Source organism: Spartinivicinus poritis, from assembly GCF_028858535.1.
Taxonomy (GTDB): Bacteria; Pseudomonadota; Gammaproteobacteria; order Pseudomonadales; family Zooshikellaceae; genus Spartinivicinus; species Spartinivicinus poritis.
The window spans coordinates 1-21,181 of record NZ_JAPMOU010000026.1 but is presented as its reverse complement, the minus strand read 5'-3'; the positions used below and the strand labels follow the sequence as shown (position 1 = coordinate 21,181).

The following is a 21,181-nucleotide window of genomic DNA, read 5'->3' as shown; positions in this document are numbered from 1 at the left end:
TTTTAAGGGGTGTTTCCTTACTTAGCAGACGTTAATTTTACTTGCAGGAAAAAGTAAAGCCTGCTTGACTTGTATACGTATTAAACGTATGTTCAAAACGTTTGAAGATTACAACAGGCGGCTAATATAAAGCGAATATTTTTTAGTTGGCTTGCTGCCTGTATCTAAATACAATTGGTCCTTAGCTTCGATGGGCACTCAGAACGGCCCAGAGAATCAAGGCTTTTTTAAGAAATGTTAATTGGCTATGGCGCAATCAGAAACTGTTGAACGAATACTAGATGCTGCAGAAGCGTTATTTGCAGAAAAGGGCTTTGCTGAAACGTCACTGCGGACGATTACCAGTAAAGCAGGTGTTAACTTAGCAGCAGTTAATTACCATTTTGGCTCTAAAAAAGCATTGATTCAGGCAGTATTTGCCCGGTTTCTAGAGCCATTTTGCAAAAAACTCACGGTTAGGCTCAACGAATTTGAAGCATCATTAGCAGAACAGAAACCGACACCTGAACAGCTACTTAATTTGCTATTTCAGCAAATACTATCTGTTGAAGCACGAGGAAAAAATGATCTTTCTGTGTTTATGCGGTTGCTGGGATTAGCGTTTAGCCAGTCTCAAGGGCATTTGCGAAAATATCTTGAACAAGTATATGGTGATGTATTCCGACGCTTTGTGAGTTTAGTGGTGCAGGCGTCACCTGATTTACCGCCGGTGGAAATTTTCTGGCGAGTGAACTTTATGGTGGGATCTGTCGCATTTACTATGTCTGGTTTAGATGCGTTGAGAGACATTGCTGAAAGTGAGTATAAAGAACATACTTCAGTTCCTGCAGTCATGAAGCGACTCGTGCCATTTTTAGCCCATGGCATGAAAGCTGAGCTGCCAGCAGCCAGCCTAGAAGTTTAGTTAGCTGCGCATAAATTAGTCAATTTGTGGCTTGCTAATTTATGGTGAGTTAATTGGTAGCTAGTGAATATGTATAAGCCCGTTATTTATGTCTCTATTGCTGAGCAAACTCTCAGTGTGTGCGATGGCAATCAGTTAATTACTCGGTACTCCGTTTCTACTGCTGCTAAAGGGGTTGGTCAGTGCCAAGGAAGTTTTCAAACACCCTTGGGGCGACATATCATTCGAGCCAAAGTAGGGGGTAGTTGCCCTCTAAATGCTGTTTTTGTAGGACGACGCTTTACTGGTGAAATATATAATGAGGCACTGGCCAAGCAATTTCCTAATCGTGATTGGATTTTGACGCGTATTTTATGGTTAAGTGGCCAGGAGCCTGGTGTTAACCGGTTAGGAGCAGTCGACTCCATGCGACGTTATATTTATATTCACGGCACCCCTGATAGTGAGCCAATGGGAATTCCTGCCTCACACGGGTGTATTCGAATGCGAAATGATGAGGTTGTGGAGCTGTTCAGTAGCGTGCCCGTCTATACCCAGGTAATCATTGAAAACGAGTAATCGCCATCTATTGGTTAATCCTATGTCAGGTAATGTCATTGTAGATTTAGCAGGAACAACAATAACAGACGACGAACGTCGGCTATTAGCGCAGCCTGCTGTTGCGGGAGTGATTTTATTTGCCCGTAATGTTATTGATCGCCCGCAAGTGATACAGCTGGTGCAGTCTATTAGCGCAGTTCGGTCAGATTTATTAATTACTGTTGACCAGGAAGGTGGAAGGGTACAGCGCTTGGTTACAGGCTATACTCAGTTACCCGCTTCCTGTCGGTTGGGTGAGCTGTATCAAAATGAACCTGAGCAAGCCTGCCAGTTAGCAGAAGACTTAGGATGGTTAATGGCCAGTGAGGTGATTGCATCGGGGATCGATTTAAGTTTTGCGCCGGTTTTAGATTTAGGCTTGCCTATCAGTCAAGTGATAGGCTCTCGTGCCTTTGCTGAGCAGCCTGAAACGGTTGCGACGTTAGCTCGTCGTTATTGTTTAGGTATGAAGCAGGCGGGTATGGCAACGGTGGGTAAACATTTTCCAGGGCATGGCAGTGTGGCTGCTGACACTCATCACTCGATTGCCTGTGATGATCGCCCTTTTGCTGCGATTAAACAAGCAGATATGTTGCCTTTTAACAACTTAATTAAGCAACAGTTGTTAGATGGGATAATGCCAGCACATGTCTTATACCCACAAGTAGCGGCAGAGCCCGCTGGTTTTTCTCATCATTGGCTAAAAACAGTGTTAAGAGAGTCTCTGGGTTTTACAGGCGTTATTTTTAGCGATGATTTAACTATGCATGCTGCCAGTCAAGCAGGTGACTACCCTTCACGTGCGGTACAAGCACTTAATGCAGGATGTCAGTTATTACTGGTTTGTAACAATCCCGAAGGAGCACAGGCTGTTGTCTCTGCATTAAATACCCATTCTGGAGTAGCAGTTAATATTGAGCAGTTGAAGGGACAAAGGAAACTCAGCTGGGCTGAGTTATTAGAGCATCCCCGCCGATTAACAATACACTCTCAGCTAGAAAATCTATAGAAGAAGAAAGAAAACAAGGCTATTTGTTCATGGAAAAATTGCTGGACTTTTTAAACTTTACTAAAAGCCAGGAGACTTGGGTTTATCAGGTTTTTATCGTTGTTTTTTTAACCTTATTCGCTAATTTTATTGCCCGTCGTTTACTTGCCCGTTTACATCAGCAACTGACTAAAACCCGAACGATTTGGGATGAAACCATTGTTGACTCTGCCCAAAAGCCTTTAGCTGCCCTTATTTGGGTGATTGGTTTTAGCTGGGCAGCCGAAATTGTTCATAAAGTGTCGGATGCCGTTATTTTTCAAGCGATTGATCCAGTTCGTGAAACACTGATTATAGGCCTGATTGTTTGGTTTTTAATTCGTTTAATAAAAGCAAGTGAAACTCAATTAATTGAGCCCCGAGAAGGGAAAAAACAGGCAGACCCAACTACCGTGCTTGCCACTGGTAAGCTACTGCGGGCAGCCGTTATTATTACTGGTGTATTAGTGGTATTGCAGTCATTAGGTTATAGCATTTCTGGTGTTTTAGCCTTTGGTGGGATTGGTGGTATTGCGGTAGGTTTTGCAGCCAAAGATTTATTGGCCAATTTCTTTGGTGGGCTGATGATTTATTTAGACAAGCCTTTTAAAGTGGGGGATTGGGTTCGTTCACCTGATAAAGAAATAGAAGGGACTGTGGAATATATTGGTTGGCGCTTAACCCATATTCGAACCTTTGATAAACGACCGTTGTATATTCCTAATGCAACTTTTGCCAGTATTTCGGTAGAAAACCCTTCCCGTATGCTCAATCGGCGTATTTATGAGACCATTGGCTTACGTTATGACGATGCAGATAAAATCAAGCCTATTATTGCTGCGGTAAAAGTTTACTTAACTCAACACCCAGAAATTGAGACTAACCAAACCCTTATTGTGAACTTCAATAGTTTTGGGGCCTCTTCTTTAGATTTCTTTATTTACTGTTTTACCAAAACCACAAACTGGATACGGTTTCATGAGATTAAGGAAGAAGTACTATTAGATATTATGGAGATTATTACCAAACATGAGGCTGAAATAGCATTTCCAACCCGTACGCTGCATGTAGAACCGGTTAATGTAAGGAATGTCAATGCCTGATATAGCGATTATTGGAGGAACAGGGCTAACCCAATTAGCAGGGCTAACGCTTATTGAGCAACAATCTGTTGCAACTCCTTATGGGGAACCATCTGCTCCAATTAAAATAGGTCAGCTTGCTGGCCAGCAATTAGCTTTTTTAGCCCGGCATGGTGACCCCCACCAACTAGCGCCTCATCAGGTCAATTATCGAGCAAACCTGTTCGCCTTAAAAACACTGGGAGTAAAGGTTATTTATGCGGTTAATGCTGTAGGTGCAATCAATGCTGCTATGCCGCCTGCCCATGCAGTTATACCAGATCAAATTATTGATTATAGCTATGGGCGAGAGCACACTTTTTTTGCTGATGAGAGAGCCGTCGAACATATCGACTTTACTTATCCTTATTCAGACTCCTTGCGCCAAGCATTGCTAGTTGCAGCTGATAAAGCCGGTATTCAATGTACAGATGGTGGTGTCTATGGTTGTACCCAGGGGCCTCGGCTGGAAACCAAAGCAGAAATTGATAAGCTAGAGCGGGATGGTGTTGATATCGTTGGTATGACGGGAATGCCTGAAGCAGCCCTGGCTAGAGAAGTAGGGATTGAATATGCCTCACTAGCGTTAGTGGTGAATATGGCAGCAGGGCGTTCGCAAGGGATTATTACAATGGATGATATTAAGCAAGCCCTGGAAGAAGGTATGGGAAAGGTGTTAACAATTTTAACCCATGCAATAGCAACGTAACCTGGTTTATTTTCTGCTGCTGGGACGTTTATTTTTTATTCATCTTTTAGCAGCGGGTGATTTTTAGGTAACTGCCGGGAAATCCACAATGCCAGTTTATGGCGCATATTGGGTTCGTTATCCTGGCCTTTTGCCAAGGGCTGGATCAAATTGTCGTGTACTAATAAGCGATAAATAAAAGTGACTTTCACTTTTTGTGGATCAGACTCGTCTACTTGGCCAACCCCTCTTTTTTCTGCATAGATAGCCCCAACCCTGAGGGCTTCCTTGACCAGGCCTGCTTCATTTTTGAGTTTTTTCATTCTTAAATCCCTTCACGTATGACCAGTATGTAAGCACCGAACCCTATCCAGGAAAGCACTAATAATGCCCATGGTAACCAATGTTGTTTATACACAACAACTTCTTTGACTTCAACGGCTAGGTTGGCACTCTCATGCAGTTTGGCTGTGGTTTTTTTCAGCTTTTTATCCAACTCTCTCGCTTTGGCTTTTTGCTGTTTTTTATACTGGTCAATTCCTTTCTGAATACCCTGGGCGATTAGCCTGGTTTGCTCTTTAGTTTGGCCTGGTTTTTGAGTGCCGCGCGCAATTTTCATAGCCTCGTCTTGAGTGGCTTGGGATGTCTTATTTTTTGCTGAATATTTAGCCATTTTAAGTCAGTTAACGTATAGCGTAGATTGTTATCGTGTATCTGTTAAATTGATGAAATCAGCATAACATGAAAGTTAGCTGGTTTGCCCGTTAGACATAGTGGTTATTAGATATAGTGGTTAGTTGATGCCTTAGCCATGAGGTTAAAAAATCGATAACCAATTTGATGCGTTTTATATGGACTTTATCTTTGGAGTAAATTAAATAAATACTATTGTCTAAGCGGTTGGGTGTGATAGCAAAGCGACTTAATAAACGAATCAATTTCCCTTCTGATATTGCTTGAGCAACCCCTAGCTGGGGTAATAAGGCAATACCGCCACCACTTAACGCACAAGTATAAATTGCTGCAGGATTATTGGTGTGTAGCCAGGCATGTTGGAGACTAATACGATGCAGTTTTTTTTCGTCTTTCAAGAACCAGCTAGAGTGAGGCTGAGTAAATCGATAAGCTAATAATTGATGGCTGAATAAGTCTTGGGGGTGGTTGGGTGGCTGGTGTTTTTCCAAATAATCTGGTGCTGCTACCAGCCAGTATTCATTCTTGGCAATTTCCTTGGCAATAAGGCCAGAGTCTGCTAAACGCCCAAACCGCAAATAGATATCATGTTTCCCTTCATTGGGGTCCAATAATTGGTCATTACTATCCAAGCTAATCGTTAACTCTGGGTGACGTTGGTGTAAGTTTGACAAAACAGGGGCTACAAAGTTTGTACTCAACCACCAGGGTGCAGAAAGGCTGACATTGCCACTGACTTGCTGGCTTTTTTCTTTCAGGTTATCTCCTAAATCATCAAGTGAGGCCAGTAACGGTGATGCTTGCTCAAATAAGCTGAGACCCGCTGCGGTCATTGCTACTTTACGAGTGCTGCGGGTTAACAAGGCTACTCCCATGTCTTTTTCTAGCTCGGCAATATGGCGAGAAACAGAGGAGCTAGACAGGTTTAATTGGGAGGCGGCTTTAGCAAAGCTGGCATGATGGGCAACTGCTAGAAATGCCCGTAAGGAGTCTAGAGAGCGGATCATTATTGCAATTTTTCGAATAATATAATTGAAAATAACTGATTAATAAATGAGTGTGGAACAATTAGTATAGCGCTGTCAAGTTGTCTAGGGGATAACCCAAAGGAGCTAATATAATGCAGAAAGTACTCATCATTAATGGTGCCGAAGAGCGCGCTATTGCCCCAGGAAGATTTAACGAAAGTATGTTGGCAGTGGCGCAAGCGCTGTTATTACCTAAAGCAGAAGTAAAAATCACTCGGGTAAAGGATCATTATCAGGTAGCTGAAGAGCAAAATAAAATTTTATGGGCTGATACGATTATTTTTCAATTTCCTGTTTATTGGTTTAGTGTGCCATCAAGCTTGAAAAAATACTTTGATGAAGTTTACGCTCATGGCCTGTTTTTTGGCAACGCTAAACGGTATGGGGAAGGGGGATTTTTAACAGATAAACGTTATTTGTTGTCTACAACCTGGAACGCACCTGCTGAGGCTTTTTCATATATTAATGGGTTATTTGAGCATACTACACCTGACGATTTATTAGCATCAGTACACTTTACTCAACAATATGTAGGAATGAAGAAGCTACCAAGTTTTGCTGCATTTAATATTGTTGCTCAACCAAGCGTTGAGTATTGGCAAGAATGTTGGCAATCCCACCTTAAAATGCATCTGTTAAACAATTATGAGGATTGAGAGTAAAAAAGTATATAAAAATAGTGAATTATAATTCAGTTAAAAGCAGTTTATGATAGGTTGCTTATTTAGATAAAGCTATTTTGTAAAGGTTGGCAAATTAACAAAAAATAGCTTAAAAATGGCAAAACATGTCTTTCTTTTTGAGGTAGGATAAAAATAAGAAGATTAAATAAAAACAAAGAGGATGTGTCGATGAAATTAACAATATCAAAATCTGTATTATCTGTAATGGTGTTGCAGATGTCGCTACACCATTCTGCTGAAGCTACTGGAAATAATGGATCATTTCCTTATTGGATCACAGATGATTGGTTTTCCAGTTATACAACAGGTGATGATCAGTGTGCTGCTACTTTTAAAGGGCAAGCCAACGGATTAGGGACAGCCAATTGTGATCAACAATATCCCTTTATCTGTAAGCATAAATACAACAGTAATGACTTAAAAATAACCCAGCGTGCTGAAAAATGGGACATGGGTCATCAAGCCTGTAATGATGAGTTTGGTGATAATTATCAGTTTGCCATTTATGCGGATCGCGAGGAGTTTGAAACTGTTATTGGCCTTCAAGCCAATCAGTGGAGCTGGGTTAATTATTTTAAAACTGCAGATGACCGACGCCATCGAAACCCACTAGATCACCGAGGAGAAACCTGGACATCTCGCCCATTTATTTATAGCCATTGGGCATCCAACGAACCGAATCGAGATAATGGTTATTGTGTGGTAATGGGGCAGGGTAATTACGAAGGCTATTGGTATGCGGATAATTGTGATAATCAACATCAAGTGATTTGTCGCTCTAATGACCGAACTCAATGGCGTATTACCAAGCAGGCTGTTAGTTGGATGGATGGTGATAATGCCTGTAAAGCTCAGTTTGGCAGTGACTTTGATTTTGCAATTCCAAGTACGAATGAAGAAGATATAAAAGTAAAGCACTTAGCTTATAAATATACGCAAAATGGCCAGGTTTGGTTAGGACTATATGCTTCTAGGCGACACAAGCGTTGTATTGGTCCTGTGAGTTTTTGGGTCTGTGCGGGTGCGGCAGTATTCTTTGGTACGGTTGTTCATGGCTATCATGCTTATACTGCTGAAACAACCTTTGATGCTAAAGCATTTAAGCCAAAGCAGCCAGACCATGATCAGCAGCATGCTTTACCTTGGTATTTTAGTGCTATTGGGCTTGATCAGATTGCAGATAAAATAAAAATTCGCTCAACAGTATCAGTGTCTGTAGTTGATTCTGGCATTAAGTTTGTGAAAGGACTTGCTGGCACTGAAGCCTTTTCAAAAAGCTATACAACCGATGGTAAAACAGAACCAGTAAAAGGCACAGACGAAGCAAAATATATTCATGGCACTGCCATGGCGGGGGTAATTGCTTCTCAAGATACTATTGTGCAAGGTAACCGAGTGGTGGGGGTGGCACCAGGGGTTAAAATTGTTAATCGGCGTTGGACCCCGAATGGAACCAACAGCACTGCGCTATTAACAGCGGTTGAAGATGCCGTTAGCTTACAGGCAGATGAGAGGGTACAAGAAACCATTATTAATATTTCTGGTGGTAATACGGGAACAGGGAATGCTAATGAATGGAATGGTTTATTACAACGGTTAGGGGCAGCCGGTAATGCATTAATAGTCGCGTCTGTGGGTAATGATGCATTAGATATACGAACAGCTTCGCCTGATAAACAAATTTGGCCGGCAGCTTATAAACCAAAAGCTAAAGTGCATAAAGATAATGACCCAGTGATTCGAGTAGCAGCGTTGGCTCAATATAAATCAGGTGAAACACCACAGATTTATCGCGGCCGCTCAACAGGTAGTCGTTACGGCTCTGGTCGTGTAGATATTGGTGCGCCGGGTCAAAATATTGCTGTATTGACTCCTGATGGTGAAGTTAAGCCCTCTAATGGAACTTCTGAAGCGGCTGCGATTGTGTCGGGAGTTGCTGCGTTATTAAAATCCTGTAACCCAGGGGCAACCATGAAAGCAATTAAACAAGCAATCCTGGTTAATGCCGATAAAGTAGCCAGCTTAGAGGATAAAATTACTGAAGGGCGGGTCCTTAATGTGGCGCGAGCTTACAATAACTTTTGTCCCAAAAAAGATGAATTCTAAAAAGGCTTAGCGCAGGTAGTTCATTACTGAACTACCTGCGCTGGTTATGCTAATTGGCAGTAGTGCTTGTTTTAAGTCGCATAAAACGTTTATTGATGATTCTTACCCGCTTGAAGGTTTATCCCAGGTAATGTACCAAGAATCTGGCTGGGGACACTAAAGTGTATGGGGGAATCCCTGAGCATGACTGGCAAAGAGTATAGTTGCACTTCAAGTATAATTCTTATATAGTCCCCGCCGTATATCAAATATCTTAAATCTTTCATTTCATTGATAACCAGAAGGAGGCTCAAATGATGATAGTTCGCTTGATCGTAATAGCATTGGGCTTCTTTGCTGATCGGCCCTTTAGCTAACGTTTCAGTTAGGTTGATAGCTGCGTACCATTACAACTTTCTAGCCTTTTGTAGCAGTAATATTTATTGCTAAGTAATACTGCTGTGTCTGTAGTAAGGGCTGACAATATTTGTTTGCATACACTATTTAATTTATGACTAGTGGTGAGCAAGCTGTTATGAGTGTATTGGTTATGTAGCGATGGCACTTCTAATCACTTATTTTCTAATTTGCTGTTTCTGGTCGTCTTGTATAAGAGTCTGTCAGGTTTTGCAGAGGCGATAAACAATAATTAGAGGTGCCCTAACCCGACTATTTCATCAAACCACAGAAAAAATGCATGTAGCCTAAGTTAAATCATCGGCTTTAGCATGTTTATGGGCGTTACATTTGGCTCTATTTCCTTCGAGCCTTGGAACCACCAAGGTTAGTCAGAAACTAAAGCAAGCTGTTTAGCCAGAATGCCCAGAATCTTTGATATCTGATGAAATATTCGGGTTAACGTCAATAGGAAACTTAGTTCTTATGTGTCTGCTATTTTATATTGTTAGTTTTCAATGTTATGGACAAGAAAGAAATACAAGAGTTTATCGCTTGTTTGGGCGACGAAAGGCGCCTATTTTATTATCATAAAGATCGTTATTGCTTTGATTTATTACGTTATGAATTACAAAGAAATAATCGATCAACGGGTAAACTTAGTCAATTAAAGCAAAGCCAATTTAGTCAGTTTTTTAATAAAAATACGGTTAAAAATGCCTTAGCAGGTTATGGTAATGGTGAAATTAGTGATGATCAGCTAGCCAGTTGCTGGCTTGATAAACCGTTAATGTTTACTTTAACTTTGGATTGTTGGGGCGAGAGTGATAGAGGCTGGGATCAAACATCTCGTAATCAGTCTAATCTCGTACTTCAGATTAATTTTACTGGCGAACATTTGGATGCATATAAACGGTTAATTAAGCCTGAAAATATGGCTTATGGCCCATTTGAAAACAGTGGCCATCCTATTAATACTAAAGGCCGCCATACCATGGCATGGGTAAGATTGGATTTTGATTTAGCCACCAATGAAGCGCTAATTGAAGAAATACAAAATGACTGGTTACGGGAAGCAAATAGTGCTTTAAAGCGGCTAGAGGCAAGAAGAAAAAACAATCCTAATACTAAACCCAGTCAAGTATGGTATGGCATTGGTGGAAGTCATGAAGAACTTGCCGAATATGTACTGACAGCGTTAAAACCCTATCAGCAAGTATGGTCAGAAGTGGCATTAGCCGCTGCGATTCAATTGATTCGGGAAGAGCTAGGTATTACCACAATTTACTACCACACCTATGAAACAGGGAAAAAAATCAAAGACATATGTTCAAGCCCACCTCGGTCAATGTACACAAAACTGCCGAAACAGTTTGGCTTTAAGCAAACAACAGAAACACCGGAATTTTTAATGAAAGATAAAGTGTCTCGTCGTTATTTAAAAGCGATTAAACATCCCGAGTGGTTTGTAATGAGGTTATAGAGCTTAAAAATGAAGCCTTCTGAACTGTTTGTAGAGGTATTTGGGTAACAGCAAAGCAGATTTATAGTTTTTATATAGTAAGGTGCTATTGAGAAAATTAATAAGTAAAAGTGGATGCTTTGGTGAAGCTGAGCTATAACGAGAACAAGCTTTTAAAGTCTGCTAGTAATTGGAGTACTAATAATGCTTAGCGATAAACAAAAAGAGCTAGTTAGTATTTATATTACTGAAGATGAGGCATTTGGCCCTGTTAATGCTGCAGAAATAGAAGATACAGAAGCACTTCAAATATTATTTGACACACATAATCGTATCTATAAGCAACTGCATCAGCGGCCCTCGATCGTCATTGGCAGAAAAGGAGCAGGAAAAACATCCTACTTACACTCAGCTTATTTCGAGAAAAACTACGATTATGTGGTTGAAATAAGTACCCCAAAGGCTTTTACCAACGTTATTGAGTCAATAGAAAAAACAACAAAAGGGGCACTATTTCCTGAAACAATTGCAGAAATGTGGGAGACGGTTCTATGTATAACATTTTTTAGTAAAATTAGGGAGGAGTTATGTGCCTCTAAAAAACTGATAGATGCCTACTTAGCCAAAATTGGTATTAGAGCTGGGGCAACTATCGACGATGTGTTATGGAATATTGCAGACACAATATCCGAAAAAGCATCTGGAAAAGCGCTTGGTATAATAGCAGAGATTTTGCGACGAACGGATAATATTTCTTTTGCAGATGTAAAAGAAACAGTTCGCAAAGAGCTACAAGAAAAAAAACAGCGTGCTGTAATTATGCTTGACTCATTAGATGAGTTCCAACTCGATATTGACTCGGTTAGTTTAGCTTTACAAGGACTTTTAAAGTGTATTGGACGGTCAAATAAACCATCGGCAAGAACTGATATCAGATTTTGTCTGCCTGCTGAGCTATTTCATAAGTTCCAGTCTATTTCATCAAATCCTAACAAAGATTTTCGTAGAGAGCTGGTGTTGCACTGGACTGCACCAGAACTTTTACTTGTAGCCGCGAATAGGCTGCTGCTTTATTTAGAGTTATATAAAAATGATTTTTATAAAAATTATGGAGCAACATCAATTTTGAATAACAATGATGTGCGAAAGATTTTTCATACTATTTTACCTAATCAAATGGTAGGGGGATTAGGTGTAACAGAGGAACCTTTAGCATATATTATTCGTCATACTCAATTATTACCACGCCATCTTTTGATATTGTTAAACTCAATTTGGCAAAGAAATAAACGTTTAAGCGAAAGTAACTGTTTGAAATTACATGAAGACTCAATTAGAGAAGGAGTCAGCGCAGTAGAACAAAAGTTGGTAATGGAAATATTTGTAGCATATAAGGCAGTGCATCCCCATGCTCAAGCGGCTTGTGAGCAATGTTTTCCTGAGTTGCATCATGTGTTTTCAATAGGAGACTTGGAACGGGTATTCAGAACACATGGTAAAAGAGCTACTGAATCAGATGATTTTTTTCTTTTTAAACGAATGCTTATTGAAATAGGCGCAATAGGTAAAGTAATTAATGTTACAGATCGATATGTTCAAGCTTTATTTGAATATACTGTTCCTCATCGGCTAGTAACTAGCACTGACGATGAATTGTGCATACATCCTTTATTTTCAGAAATTTACTCAGCTAAAACTAAATTGAAAATGCCTGTATATCCGTATGGATCAATGCTTGATGATCCTGACTATAGAGAGTGGGACTAAAATAACATATAAACTACTTATTCTAGAATTTCTATATATTCTGGTATACTAATACTGCATTTTTGTTAAGTAATAAGAATTGAGACCATAAGCTAAATAGGCCCACCCAAAAAAATGATTACCCAAACTCAACTGTGATATAGTTGGCTTTTATAGTTCTTCCCACCTGTACTGATTTCTATAATTTACCTGCATAATGAGTCTAACGATAAAAACAAATGCCATTTAAGCAGGCCCAAGATATCTCTAGTAAGCAAAATAAGGATATGAATATTCTTGGCTTTGGGTATTAGAGGTGCCTTAAAAATAATGGGTCGAAATGGTTATTAATACTTAATGTGTATTAAATATCACATTAAGTATGTGCTGTTAGGAGCTAAACGATGCCTACGACCCCTACTGTTGATCACCCAAATGCTGTTAATCAGGCTAATGATTTAGGTTTTGAAGATACCCCTGATCAGCAGCCCCTGAGAAGAAATAGCCCAAGCCGGCAAGGTTTTCGAAAACTAGCTAAGCGCTTGGGGCCGATGGTAGCAGCGGGTACCAGTCAGGAGTCCACGAGCCATCGAGCATCTCGTCGAGCGTCTACAGTCATAGCTGATTCACAACAACAGTTTTCTGGACATCAATACTCGACTTCAACAAGTTCTTCGGATCAGCAAGTCACCCAGTTCAAAAAGCCATTACTATCACGACTAAAACTGGTGGTTTCTTTAGTCAGTGGCGATAAGCTTAATGTCGAGTTACCAAAAAATATCGATATTAAACAGGTTAAAGTGTCAGGAAATGGTGAGCAACTCTGGATATTAAGTAAAAAAGGGACTCTTTATCAATTTAACCGAGGCGCTGAGGGGAAAGGAGAGCTGCAATATAATCAAGGATTCTCTGCTTTGTTAAATCAAGGTAATAATCGTTATCAAGCTATTGAAACTGCCCAGGATGGAACCTTATATTCGGTAGATAATGTGGGTTATTTATATCAAGCCAAGCAAGATAAAGGCGTTACAAGTATTTCTCGTTCAAGTGACGCCAGTTTTGCGAAATTGATATTGCAGGATAAAGTTAGTGCTAAAGGCAGCAATTATCAACAAGTCAAACCTAAATTAGATTTAGCGTTAGCACAAGGCCATTTAAAAGTCCTTAGTAATGGCGTTGAACAGGGAATTCAAACGGTTCAAGCGTTGTCACCACAGTTTGTTGGGCAAGCAGCTGGTATTTATACAGCTGCGGATGGGCAGCGCTGGCTGCTGGAAAACAATCAGTTGTTCAAGTGGAACGTTAATCAACAGCAGTGGGAGTCTGGTCATGATAAGACAGTGTCGCAGCTACGAGTGGGTGGCGATGGTCAGCTTTATGCATTAAGTGAACGGCGTGAAATTTTACGTTTAAATAATAATTCAACGGTATCTGTTTACCGATTAACGACAGCAAATAAATTAATTCAAGATTTTACCGTACAACAGAACCAACAAATTGCTTTTATCGATACAGAACAACATTATAGCTTTACTTCAACAGCAGCTCGCTTGGTGACGACACCTGTAGTATTACCTGACGAGGTTAAAGCGACAGCATTAATTAACAATAATAATGAGCGCTGGCTATTAGGTGAAAATCAGCAGTTATATCGAGTCACATCGGGAAGTGCACAACCTCAAGTAGTGGGATTACCAGAAGGGGTAGATGGGGTTGTTCGTTTTGAGCGAGTGATGACTGATGCAGGTCCTCAATTACAGATAGCAGCTAAAAAAGATGGACGCTTACAACAGTATATATATGTTAATGATAACTGGCAGGTGGGTATTGCATTAGATAGCGCGGCTTTATTTGTTAACTCTGAAGGTTTAAGTAAAGCTGTCATTGGGCATAGTGGGTTTGTTCAAACCCGAGACGGTGAAAGATATGCCATTCATAATGGAGAGTTACACTATCAACGGGCAGATGATGGTCGTTGGCATAGTACGGGTGTACATAATCTAAGTCAGTTAAAGTTGGGGGGAGATGGTCAACTATACGCCTTGCGAGGTATTAATGAGTTAGTCACCATTAATCAAAAAACCAAGTCTGTTCAGTATGGATTACCGGCAGCTAAACATTGGGGTAATGACCGCCAGCAAACCCAATTTACCCCTGATAGTTTGACGATTGCGAATCATGCTGTCAGTGATTTTACGGTGGGGCGTGATGGGCAAATTCATTTTCTGGATCATCAAGGGCAATTATATGAATATAATAAAAATAATCAGCAAGCTAATATAATAACACCTGCACCTCGATTAACAGCAATCAGCAGTAATAAGCAGGGACAATTGGTAGGGTTAACTGGAGAGGGAGAAATTCTCAAACAAACAGACACTAACTGGCGTCATGTCTTTACTGCTTCAGGCCAAAAAGTACTTGGGCTAAACCAAACCTCGACTGGTGAACTGGCAGTTATGCTAGAAAATCAAGCGTCTGGTGATAGCCAGCTTGCTATTCGTAAAACACTGAACAGCCAAGGTCAACTGATTGATATTTCCCAGGAAGCAATCATTGACAAATTATTTCAGCGTTTAAAACAACAGGATGTTGATCAGGTCAGGTTACCAGGTACGGGGCTGACTGCCAAAGGTAATTTTGCTTTTGTTGGTGTAGAGAGTGGTAATCCAAATAGCGAAGGAATCAATACAAAAGATTATTTAACTGCTCATTTATATCATAAGAAAACCAATTGGTTGCACTGGCCGAGGCCATTAAAAGCCATTGGCTATCATTTTCAGCATCGGGCTAGAGGAAGAGAGGGGCTAAAATCTTTATATAGTGAAATAGGGAATAACTTTAATCAATTAGTACAGCACTTATCGGTTAAGCAGTCAGGACAACAGCAAACGCTGTCGGCGCGTATTGAGCAAACACTTAATGCTGGGCGTATTACTCAGGAACAAAAAGACCAACTATTGGGATTAAAGCAGCAGCTAGAAGCTGAAACGCTTTCTTATTTGACGCGGCTAGGTAAAAAGAAAGGATTACTCACTGAGTCGGGTGAGGTCAATCAACAATTTACGGGTAATACAAAAGCTAAGGTGGGTCGCTTCTTAAACCCACGAATTACTTCACAGGATTTAACCAAAGAACTCAATCAATTATGGGAAAATTATCAGGGTGATGAAAGTAATTCAGCTTTATCAAAAATAAAACAACAATTAAAGTTGATGCAGGAAAAGGGGCTGTATTTAAGACATCCTGGACAAAATAACGGGTTTACTCGGCGTGATTATGACGACAATGTTGGTTTGTTGACTGCGCGTGTTGTGCAAAATAGTAATACCTTGGCGGATTTGGATAATTTAATTAAAGTAATTAATGGTACTAAGGAGAGTCACTTTAAAAGTGACGAAGTAAAACAGTTGATCACTGAACTTCAGGATGGCTATGATAGTAGCGCAATTAAAAAATTCAGTGATATGGGCTTTAGTAACCTAGATCGACTGGAATCCAGCTATGATGCCGTACGCTTTTTCAGTAAAGCTTTTAGTAAGACCCACCACCCTGTCTATCAAAATGCACTCAATACCTTTGGTAGCGAAACCCCTGAACAATTAAAAAATAATTTACATGATGCTATTACTCATTTGAAAAAAGGTGAAACATTAACATTTGACCGTAATTATTCTGGTGGTAGTGCACCTTTTTTTATGATTAATAAATTACAACAGTTGGTGAGCCCAATCGGGATTGAGTTGGAACCTGGCGTTAAAGCAGAAAGGCATTATGGGCTTTCGTTTGAAAAAACGGATAAAGGCATTAAGGTGGCTTTTGTTCGAGATATGAGCATACCTGCTAATGTAACCGCTGGTGGGTATTTTGGTACGCCAGGCGTTGCTTCTGCTCGGGTAGGAGGCGTATTAAACCCAACCTTAAAACACGATAAAAATAATCAGCTCGCCTTTGAAATTGATAACGGAAAAGTTGAACAATTTCTTAATGATTTAACCCAAGGTAAACTCAAACCAACCCAGTTGCTGGCACAGGGACATGACTATGCAGTGAAAAGAGGACATAAATGGGGCTTTGATTTAGATCTGCATGCTGTTGCAGAAGCACGCTTAACCGGAAGTGGTAGTACGGCCAGTGGCGAAAACACAGGTACTGATGGTGTTACCGATGTGAATGGTTGGGCGAGGGCCAAAGGTGGTATTAAATTTACTGTAAATGTATTGAGTGCAAATAAAGATCGGTCAACAACTACAAAAGATAATGGCGAGCAAACCCAGTCCCATTCAAGTAATCGTCCACGCTTTTTGACTAAAGCTGGCTTAGATGTTGAGGCGACCAGCCACTTTAAATTTGGTGTTGATCATGATGAATTTAGCACCAATGCACTTAGCTATTCTGCAGGTGCCAAATGGAGTGGATCAGTCGAGTCAAAAACCAGCAAAAGTTATGATGTCACAGCCAAGCCGGCAGAGCAGGTTAAACTAGTAGAGTGGCAAGCGATTGTTGGGCAATTACAAACGCAATTTAAAGATGATTTAACCTCACAACAACAGCAGATATTAAATCGAGTTGCTAATAGTAAAAGTGAGAATGAAGCGGGTGCAGCGGAAGCAATTAAACAGTTACAAGGGCTTGACTTCAGTCAGGCTTTAACAAAGTTGGATGCTGCTGGTAGCGATTCTGCACGGCAAACCCTTCAGCAGCTTGAATCACTGACAATACAACAACAGTTGGCTGATCAGGGTAAGTATACGATCAGTGATGTTTCTTTTGGCAAAACAATGAGTAATTTATCGCGCTTAGATGAGCGTAGTTTGCTTGGCTGGGCGGGGGCTCAGTTTAATCCTGGCCATCAACAACAAAGCAGTTCGCGTACATTGCATGAGTGGATGGATAAGCATCCTGAGCTGAAAACCCTGGTGAATACCTTAAAACAGAGTGATGCTACAGAAGCTAAAATCACTCTGGAGTTAACAGAGCATGCAAAATTAAAAGTGGCTCGATTAATGGCCAGCAATGACCCTGAGGCGTCTATTCAGTTGGCAACACTGCTGAATGACCGAACCCAGTTTCGGATTAAGTCCATTGAAGTCAGTGCCAGTGCTAAAAATAACAGTGCGTTTGGTCAATCCATTGGGTTAGCTAACTTCAAAAGTGCCGCTGCTACCAGTATTAAGAAAAAGCTAGGTAAAATCAGTTTTAATTATGATAATAATCATACAACACCTAACGGCTATCAATTAGAAGGTGAGTTATTAACGAAAATTCCACGGCACTTGACAACGGTGTTGAATAACTTTGAGCAAACCCATCAACAACGCTTGCTGAATGTGGCTGATAGTGTTAACCAGCATAATATGAATGCGCTGGTTGCTGATCCCATTCAAGCTGCCCGAGCAGCACTATTGGGGCAGCTGTCAGAATTAGGCATTAATCAAGTGACACCAGCAGAAATTAAAGGTATGGCGCGAAGAACTCAGGAGCTGTTTTCACAACTATTAGCTTCTGATCAAAGCGCATTACTCACTCAATTGATTAATGGCCCTGTTGATAATAGAGCTACTGCTTTAAAACAGATAACGGATATATTAACTGAGCTAAAACTGCAGCAACCAAAACTCAATCCATACCAACAACAACTTTATCAGCGGGCCCATTTAGCCAGTCAACGCCATGCTGATGTGACTCGTTTATTAACTCAAGCGACTAATCAAGTTGCTTCGACAGAAAGTCAGGCTCCTGGCACTATTTTACAATTTGTGCGTGGTCGACTGGCTTATCAAAATCGATTATTAACCCAAACAGAAGCCATGCAGGTAGTACGGCATTTTGGAGATCAAATCCTACAAAAGATGCAATCCGGTTATAGTGGATTTGCTACTTTTGATGGTGAATCACCATTTAATGGTGAAGCGGTGCAACGGATTGTCCAGCGGCAAGAAAATGCTAATTCAATTCAGCCTCGTATAGGCCAGAGCCCTCGTTTGCGTACCTTAAAAGTAGGCGATTTAATTCATCTGTTAATATCAGGTGAATTAACCTTAAATCGACTGAATCCTGCCCAGCGACTGTTAATTAATGAATATTTCCCAGGTGATCGAACCAGCCAACAGCAGCAACTGCAAGCACTTGCTGATAACCCAGCTAAATTAGCAGCTATCATCCATCAAGCTAATCAGTTCAGCCCTGCCGAATTAGTAGCCAGTGATCGTTTAACTGGGTCAACAGGGCAACGAGGGTTAGAATACTTGTTGTCATGGGATCAGTTTGTTCTGGAAGGGGCAACTAAGTTCAAACAACAGGTAGCGCCTAATGCAAAGGTAAATTTTGCACCACAATCGTTGTATGTTCAGCTCAGTCAGTCTAATCAACCCAAAGGCCGTTGTACTGGACTGGCAATGGCCTATCTACAACTGTTGAGCCAGGACAATGGGGTAGCCAAGAAGAATAAGCTGTTTGAGACCTTGGTCACTCATTCAGCGATTTATCAACAATCAATGGATGAAGGTGTTAGCAATAAAGAAGTGGCGGATGCAAATCGATTTGCCACATTAATTGATCAATTACATGCAACCAGTCAAACGGGTGGTAATAATAATCCGTTACAAGCAGTAGGTGATTTAACGGTTAGTGACCTTGTCGGTCGGCTTGCAGCTAAAGGGGATCAATATTTAGTATTAAATACTGGTAATCACAGTTTAGCAGTAGCGAAGAAGGGAGAGCAGTTCTTTTTTTATGACCCTAACTTTGCTGATGTGGAAGTAGCCTCCACAACCAACTTACATCAGGTATTAACTAAACACTTAAATCTGTCTTTGAGTAGCCAAGCTAATCAGTCGCTAGCACAGCTGTATCAGACGAAGCAAACTCACAATAAACCAACGTTTAGTGTGTTTCAGCTAGATTCAGATAATACAGCTTTAGCCCAGCAGGCCGCTAAATTGAATCAGTTTGTTAATACTGAACAACTGATGACGGAGCGTGATAGACTCGCACAGTTGGGTGAAGCTGAATTTAACGGACAAAAAATTAAATGGACTACCCTGTACGATATGGGCGCCAGCGTGGCGGGAAGGAGACTGACGACAGCGGATGCACAAGCTATGCAGCAAGCAGGCAATGTTAACCAATTGCAGTTTGATCGTAGTCAGTTAGGTGAGTTTGTGACTCAGCGGGTACAGACGCTTGATAATACGCTAACCCCTGCAGCTCAATGGTTGAAATCAGTTATCCAGCAACAGGGAAGTGAAACAACTCAGACCTTATTAACCCATTTAACGGAAGGACAAACAACGACTATTGCGGATGACTTTATTAATGCTGTCGATCGTCATATTAATAGTCAGTTAAATGTTTCTCCAGACTTTTGGCAATCATTAACCACCAAAGTAAAAGCAAATAGCCATCTTGCAACAGCGAATGCTGTATCGAATAAAGTAGGAAAAGGTTTACAGGGATATGGTTATTATCAAAATATCATGGGCATTTTCAATGCCTTGCGCCGGAGTAATCAGCCAGGCGTTGACCAAAGTGAAATTAATAAAGAAATTGGCTTGGCTGCAGGTGGGCTAGCGGCAGACTTATTAGAGCCTCTAGCAGAAAAAGGGCTGCAAAAAGCTGGTTTGTCACTGGTCAATCGCTTTGGTCAGTCAGCTTCTACAGCAGGTAAGTTCGCCAGTAAGCTAGGCACTGGATTAATGCGAGCCGGTGGTGCGGTGTTAGGCGTATTAACCTCGGGATTTGATATTTATTCGGCAGTTGACTCCTTTAAAAAACTGGCTTCAGAAACTGACCCAAAAAAACGTCAGGATTTAATTGTCAATGGTTCACTCTCGGTAAGTGGCGCGGTGGTGGGGATTGCCACTGCTATAGCAATTGGGATTGGTGGTACCGCGGCAGCTGTTGCAGGTCCCATTGGGGTGGCTGTAGCAGCGGTGTTAGCCATTGGTGGGCAAATATATAATGCTGTACGGCAAGTAGATGAAATAGACGACTATATTAGCCTTAGTACAGGAGAGCGTTTACGCAGTGGTTGGTTGGCCTTTTGGGGAAAACAACTGGATGAAAGTGTGCTTCGACGATATGGAAAGGCAAAAGCTGAGACTGAAGGCCGTAAACTATTTGATAAAACCCTAAGAGAAGGTTCTGCAGGTCAACTGGAAAGCATGCTGGATAACGTTGATACCCTGGTTTATTCAAAAGGAAAAGTAGAAGTAAAAGACCGTTCTTATTATACATATGAAGAGCGTGAGAGTGCAGGAATGGGTTTTGCTCAGACCATGCGAAGGTGGACAGAAAAAGTTTATCATCCCAGGTTTGATCCAGCATTAAAGGAAAGCGATGACAATGTGGATTTGACTAGTGGGGTTGCAGGTCATTTCCAGGCTCGTGCTTACCAAGACCAAACGGATAAGCATGGTAATAAGATCAAAAAAGAAGTCGATACAAACGCTGCTGATAATTTGAAAGTAAAGAGTTTTGAAAATGCTGGAAGTAATGCGGCTGCTGTTCAAGCAACTCAACAAGACGACAAGAAAGCTGCTTTTATTAATCTTGGTGAGGGTAATGACACAGCGAAAGGCTTCACACATAAACGTAATATTTTTATTGTTGGTGAAGGCGAAAAAACATTTACCGGTGGGAAAAAAGATGATGCCTTTATTATATCGGGTAGTAGAGCACCTAATAAAACCAGTCAATTAACGGCAGGTGAGGGTAATGATACGGTTATTGCTCAGGGGGATTTAACTGATCGAACTGAAGATACGG

The 21,181-nt window shown here is 40.9% G+C and carries 13 protein-coding genes; 10 read left to right on the top strand and 3 right to left on the bottom strand.

The genetic code is table 11. The annotated features are described in order from the left end of the window. Window positions 1-247 precede the first annotated feature (247 nt). From ORQ98_RS18265 to ORQ98_RS18245, 5 genes are all read left to right on the top strand, one after another. Window positions 248-904 carry a TetR/AcrR family transcriptional regulator gene (locus ORQ98_RS18265; protein ID WP_274690249.1) on the top strand — a complete coding sequence of 219 codons (657 nt, stop codon included), beginning with the start codon at window positions 248-250 and terminating at the stop codon, window positions 902-904. A 69-nt stretch (window positions 905-973) separates the two neighbouring features. Then, window positions 974-1,462 (top strand): L,D-transpeptidase, encoded by a 489-nt coding sequence (locus ORQ98_RS18260; protein WP_274690248.1) that lies wholly within the window; start codon window positions 974-976, stop codon window positions 1,460-1,462. Further along, window positions 1,449-2,492 (top strand): beta-N-acetylhexosaminidase, encoded by a 1,044-nt coding sequence (gene nagZ, locus ORQ98_RS18255; protein WP_274690247.1) that lies wholly within the window; start codon window positions 1,449-1,451, stop codon window positions 2,490-2,492. Before ORQ98_RS18260 ends, nagZ begins: the two co-directional genes overlap by 14 nt. A 29-nt stretch (window positions 2,493-2,521) precedes the next feature. Then, window positions 2,522-3,613, top strand: coding sequence for a mechanosensitive ion channel family protein (locus ORQ98_RS18250; protein WP_274690246.1), 1,092 nt, complete (start codon window positions 2,522-2,524; stop codon window positions 3,611-3,613). Then, window positions 3,606-4,340: an S-methyl-5'-thioinosine phosphorylase gene (locus ORQ98_RS18245; protein ID WP_274690245.1), complete on the top strand. Its 735-nt coding sequence runs from the start codon at window positions 3,606-3,608 to the stop codon at window positions 4,338-4,340. The genes ORQ98_RS18250 and ORQ98_RS18245 overlap by 8 nt, the downstream gene beginning before the upstream one ends. A gap of 35 nt (window positions 4,341-4,375) precedes the next feature. Here ORQ98_RS18245 and ORQ98_RS18240 read toward each other — a convergent pair whose 3' ends face one another. The 3 genes from ORQ98_RS18240 to ORQ98_RS18230 form a co-directional block, all read right to left on the bottom strand. Further along, the gene (locus ORQ98_RS18240) at window positions 4,376-4,642 is read right to left on the bottom strand and encodes a DUF5062 family protein (protein ID WP_274690244.1); all 267 of its coding nucleotides are present in this window, start codon (window positions 4,640-4,642) and stop codon (window positions 4,376-4,378) included. 2 nt (window positions 4,643-4,644) lie between these two features. After that, on the bottom strand, window positions 4,645-4,992 hold the full coding sequence (locus ORQ98_RS18235; protein WP_274690243.1) for a DUF2956 domain-containing protein: 348 nt from the start codon (window positions 4,990-4,992) through the stop codon (window positions 4,645-4,647). 91 nt (window positions 4,993-5,083) lie between these two features. Next, entirely contained in the window at window positions 5,084-6,019 is a 936-nt protein-coding gene (locus ORQ98_RS18230) for a LysR family transcriptional regulator (protein ID WP_274690242.1), read from the bottom strand. 113 nt (window positions 6,020-6,132) lie between these two features. Between ORQ98_RS18230 and ORQ98_RS18225 the strand changes: the two genes are divergently transcribed. From ORQ98_RS18225 to ORQ98_RS18205, 5 genes are all read left to right on the top strand, one after another. After that, window positions 6,133-6,696 carry an NAD(P)H-dependent oxidoreductase gene (locus tag ORQ98_RS18225; protein ID WP_274690241.1) on the top strand — a complete coding sequence of 188 codons (564 nt, stop codon included), beginning with the start codon at window positions 6,133-6,135 and terminating at the stop codon, window positions 6,694-6,696. Window positions 6,697-6,891: 195 nt separating this feature from the next. Then, window positions 6,892-8,829 carry a S8 family serine peptidase gene (locus ORQ98_RS18220; protein ID WP_274690240.1) on the top strand — a complete coding sequence of 646 codons (1,938 nt, stop codon included), beginning with the start codon at window positions 6,892-6,894 and terminating at the stop codon, window positions 8,827-8,829. A gap of 898 nt (window positions 8,830-9,727) precedes the next feature. Next, entirely contained in the window at window positions 9,728-10,687 is a 960-nt protein-coding gene (locus tag ORQ98_RS18215) for a hypothetical protein (protein ID WP_274690239.1), read from the top strand. Between the two features lie 183 nt (window positions 10,688-10,870). Further along, window positions 10,871-12,433, top strand: coding sequence for a P-loop ATPase, Sll1717 family (locus ORQ98_RS18210; RefSeq protein WP_274690238.1), 1,563 nt, complete (start codon window positions 10,871-10,873; stop codon window positions 12,431-12,433). A gap of 383 nt (window positions 12,434-12,816) precedes the next feature. Further along, on the top strand, window positions 12,817-21,181 hold an 8,365-nt coding region (locus tag ORQ98_RS18205), incomplete at its 3' end, for an AvrE-family type 3 secretion system effector (RefSeq protein WP_274690237.1).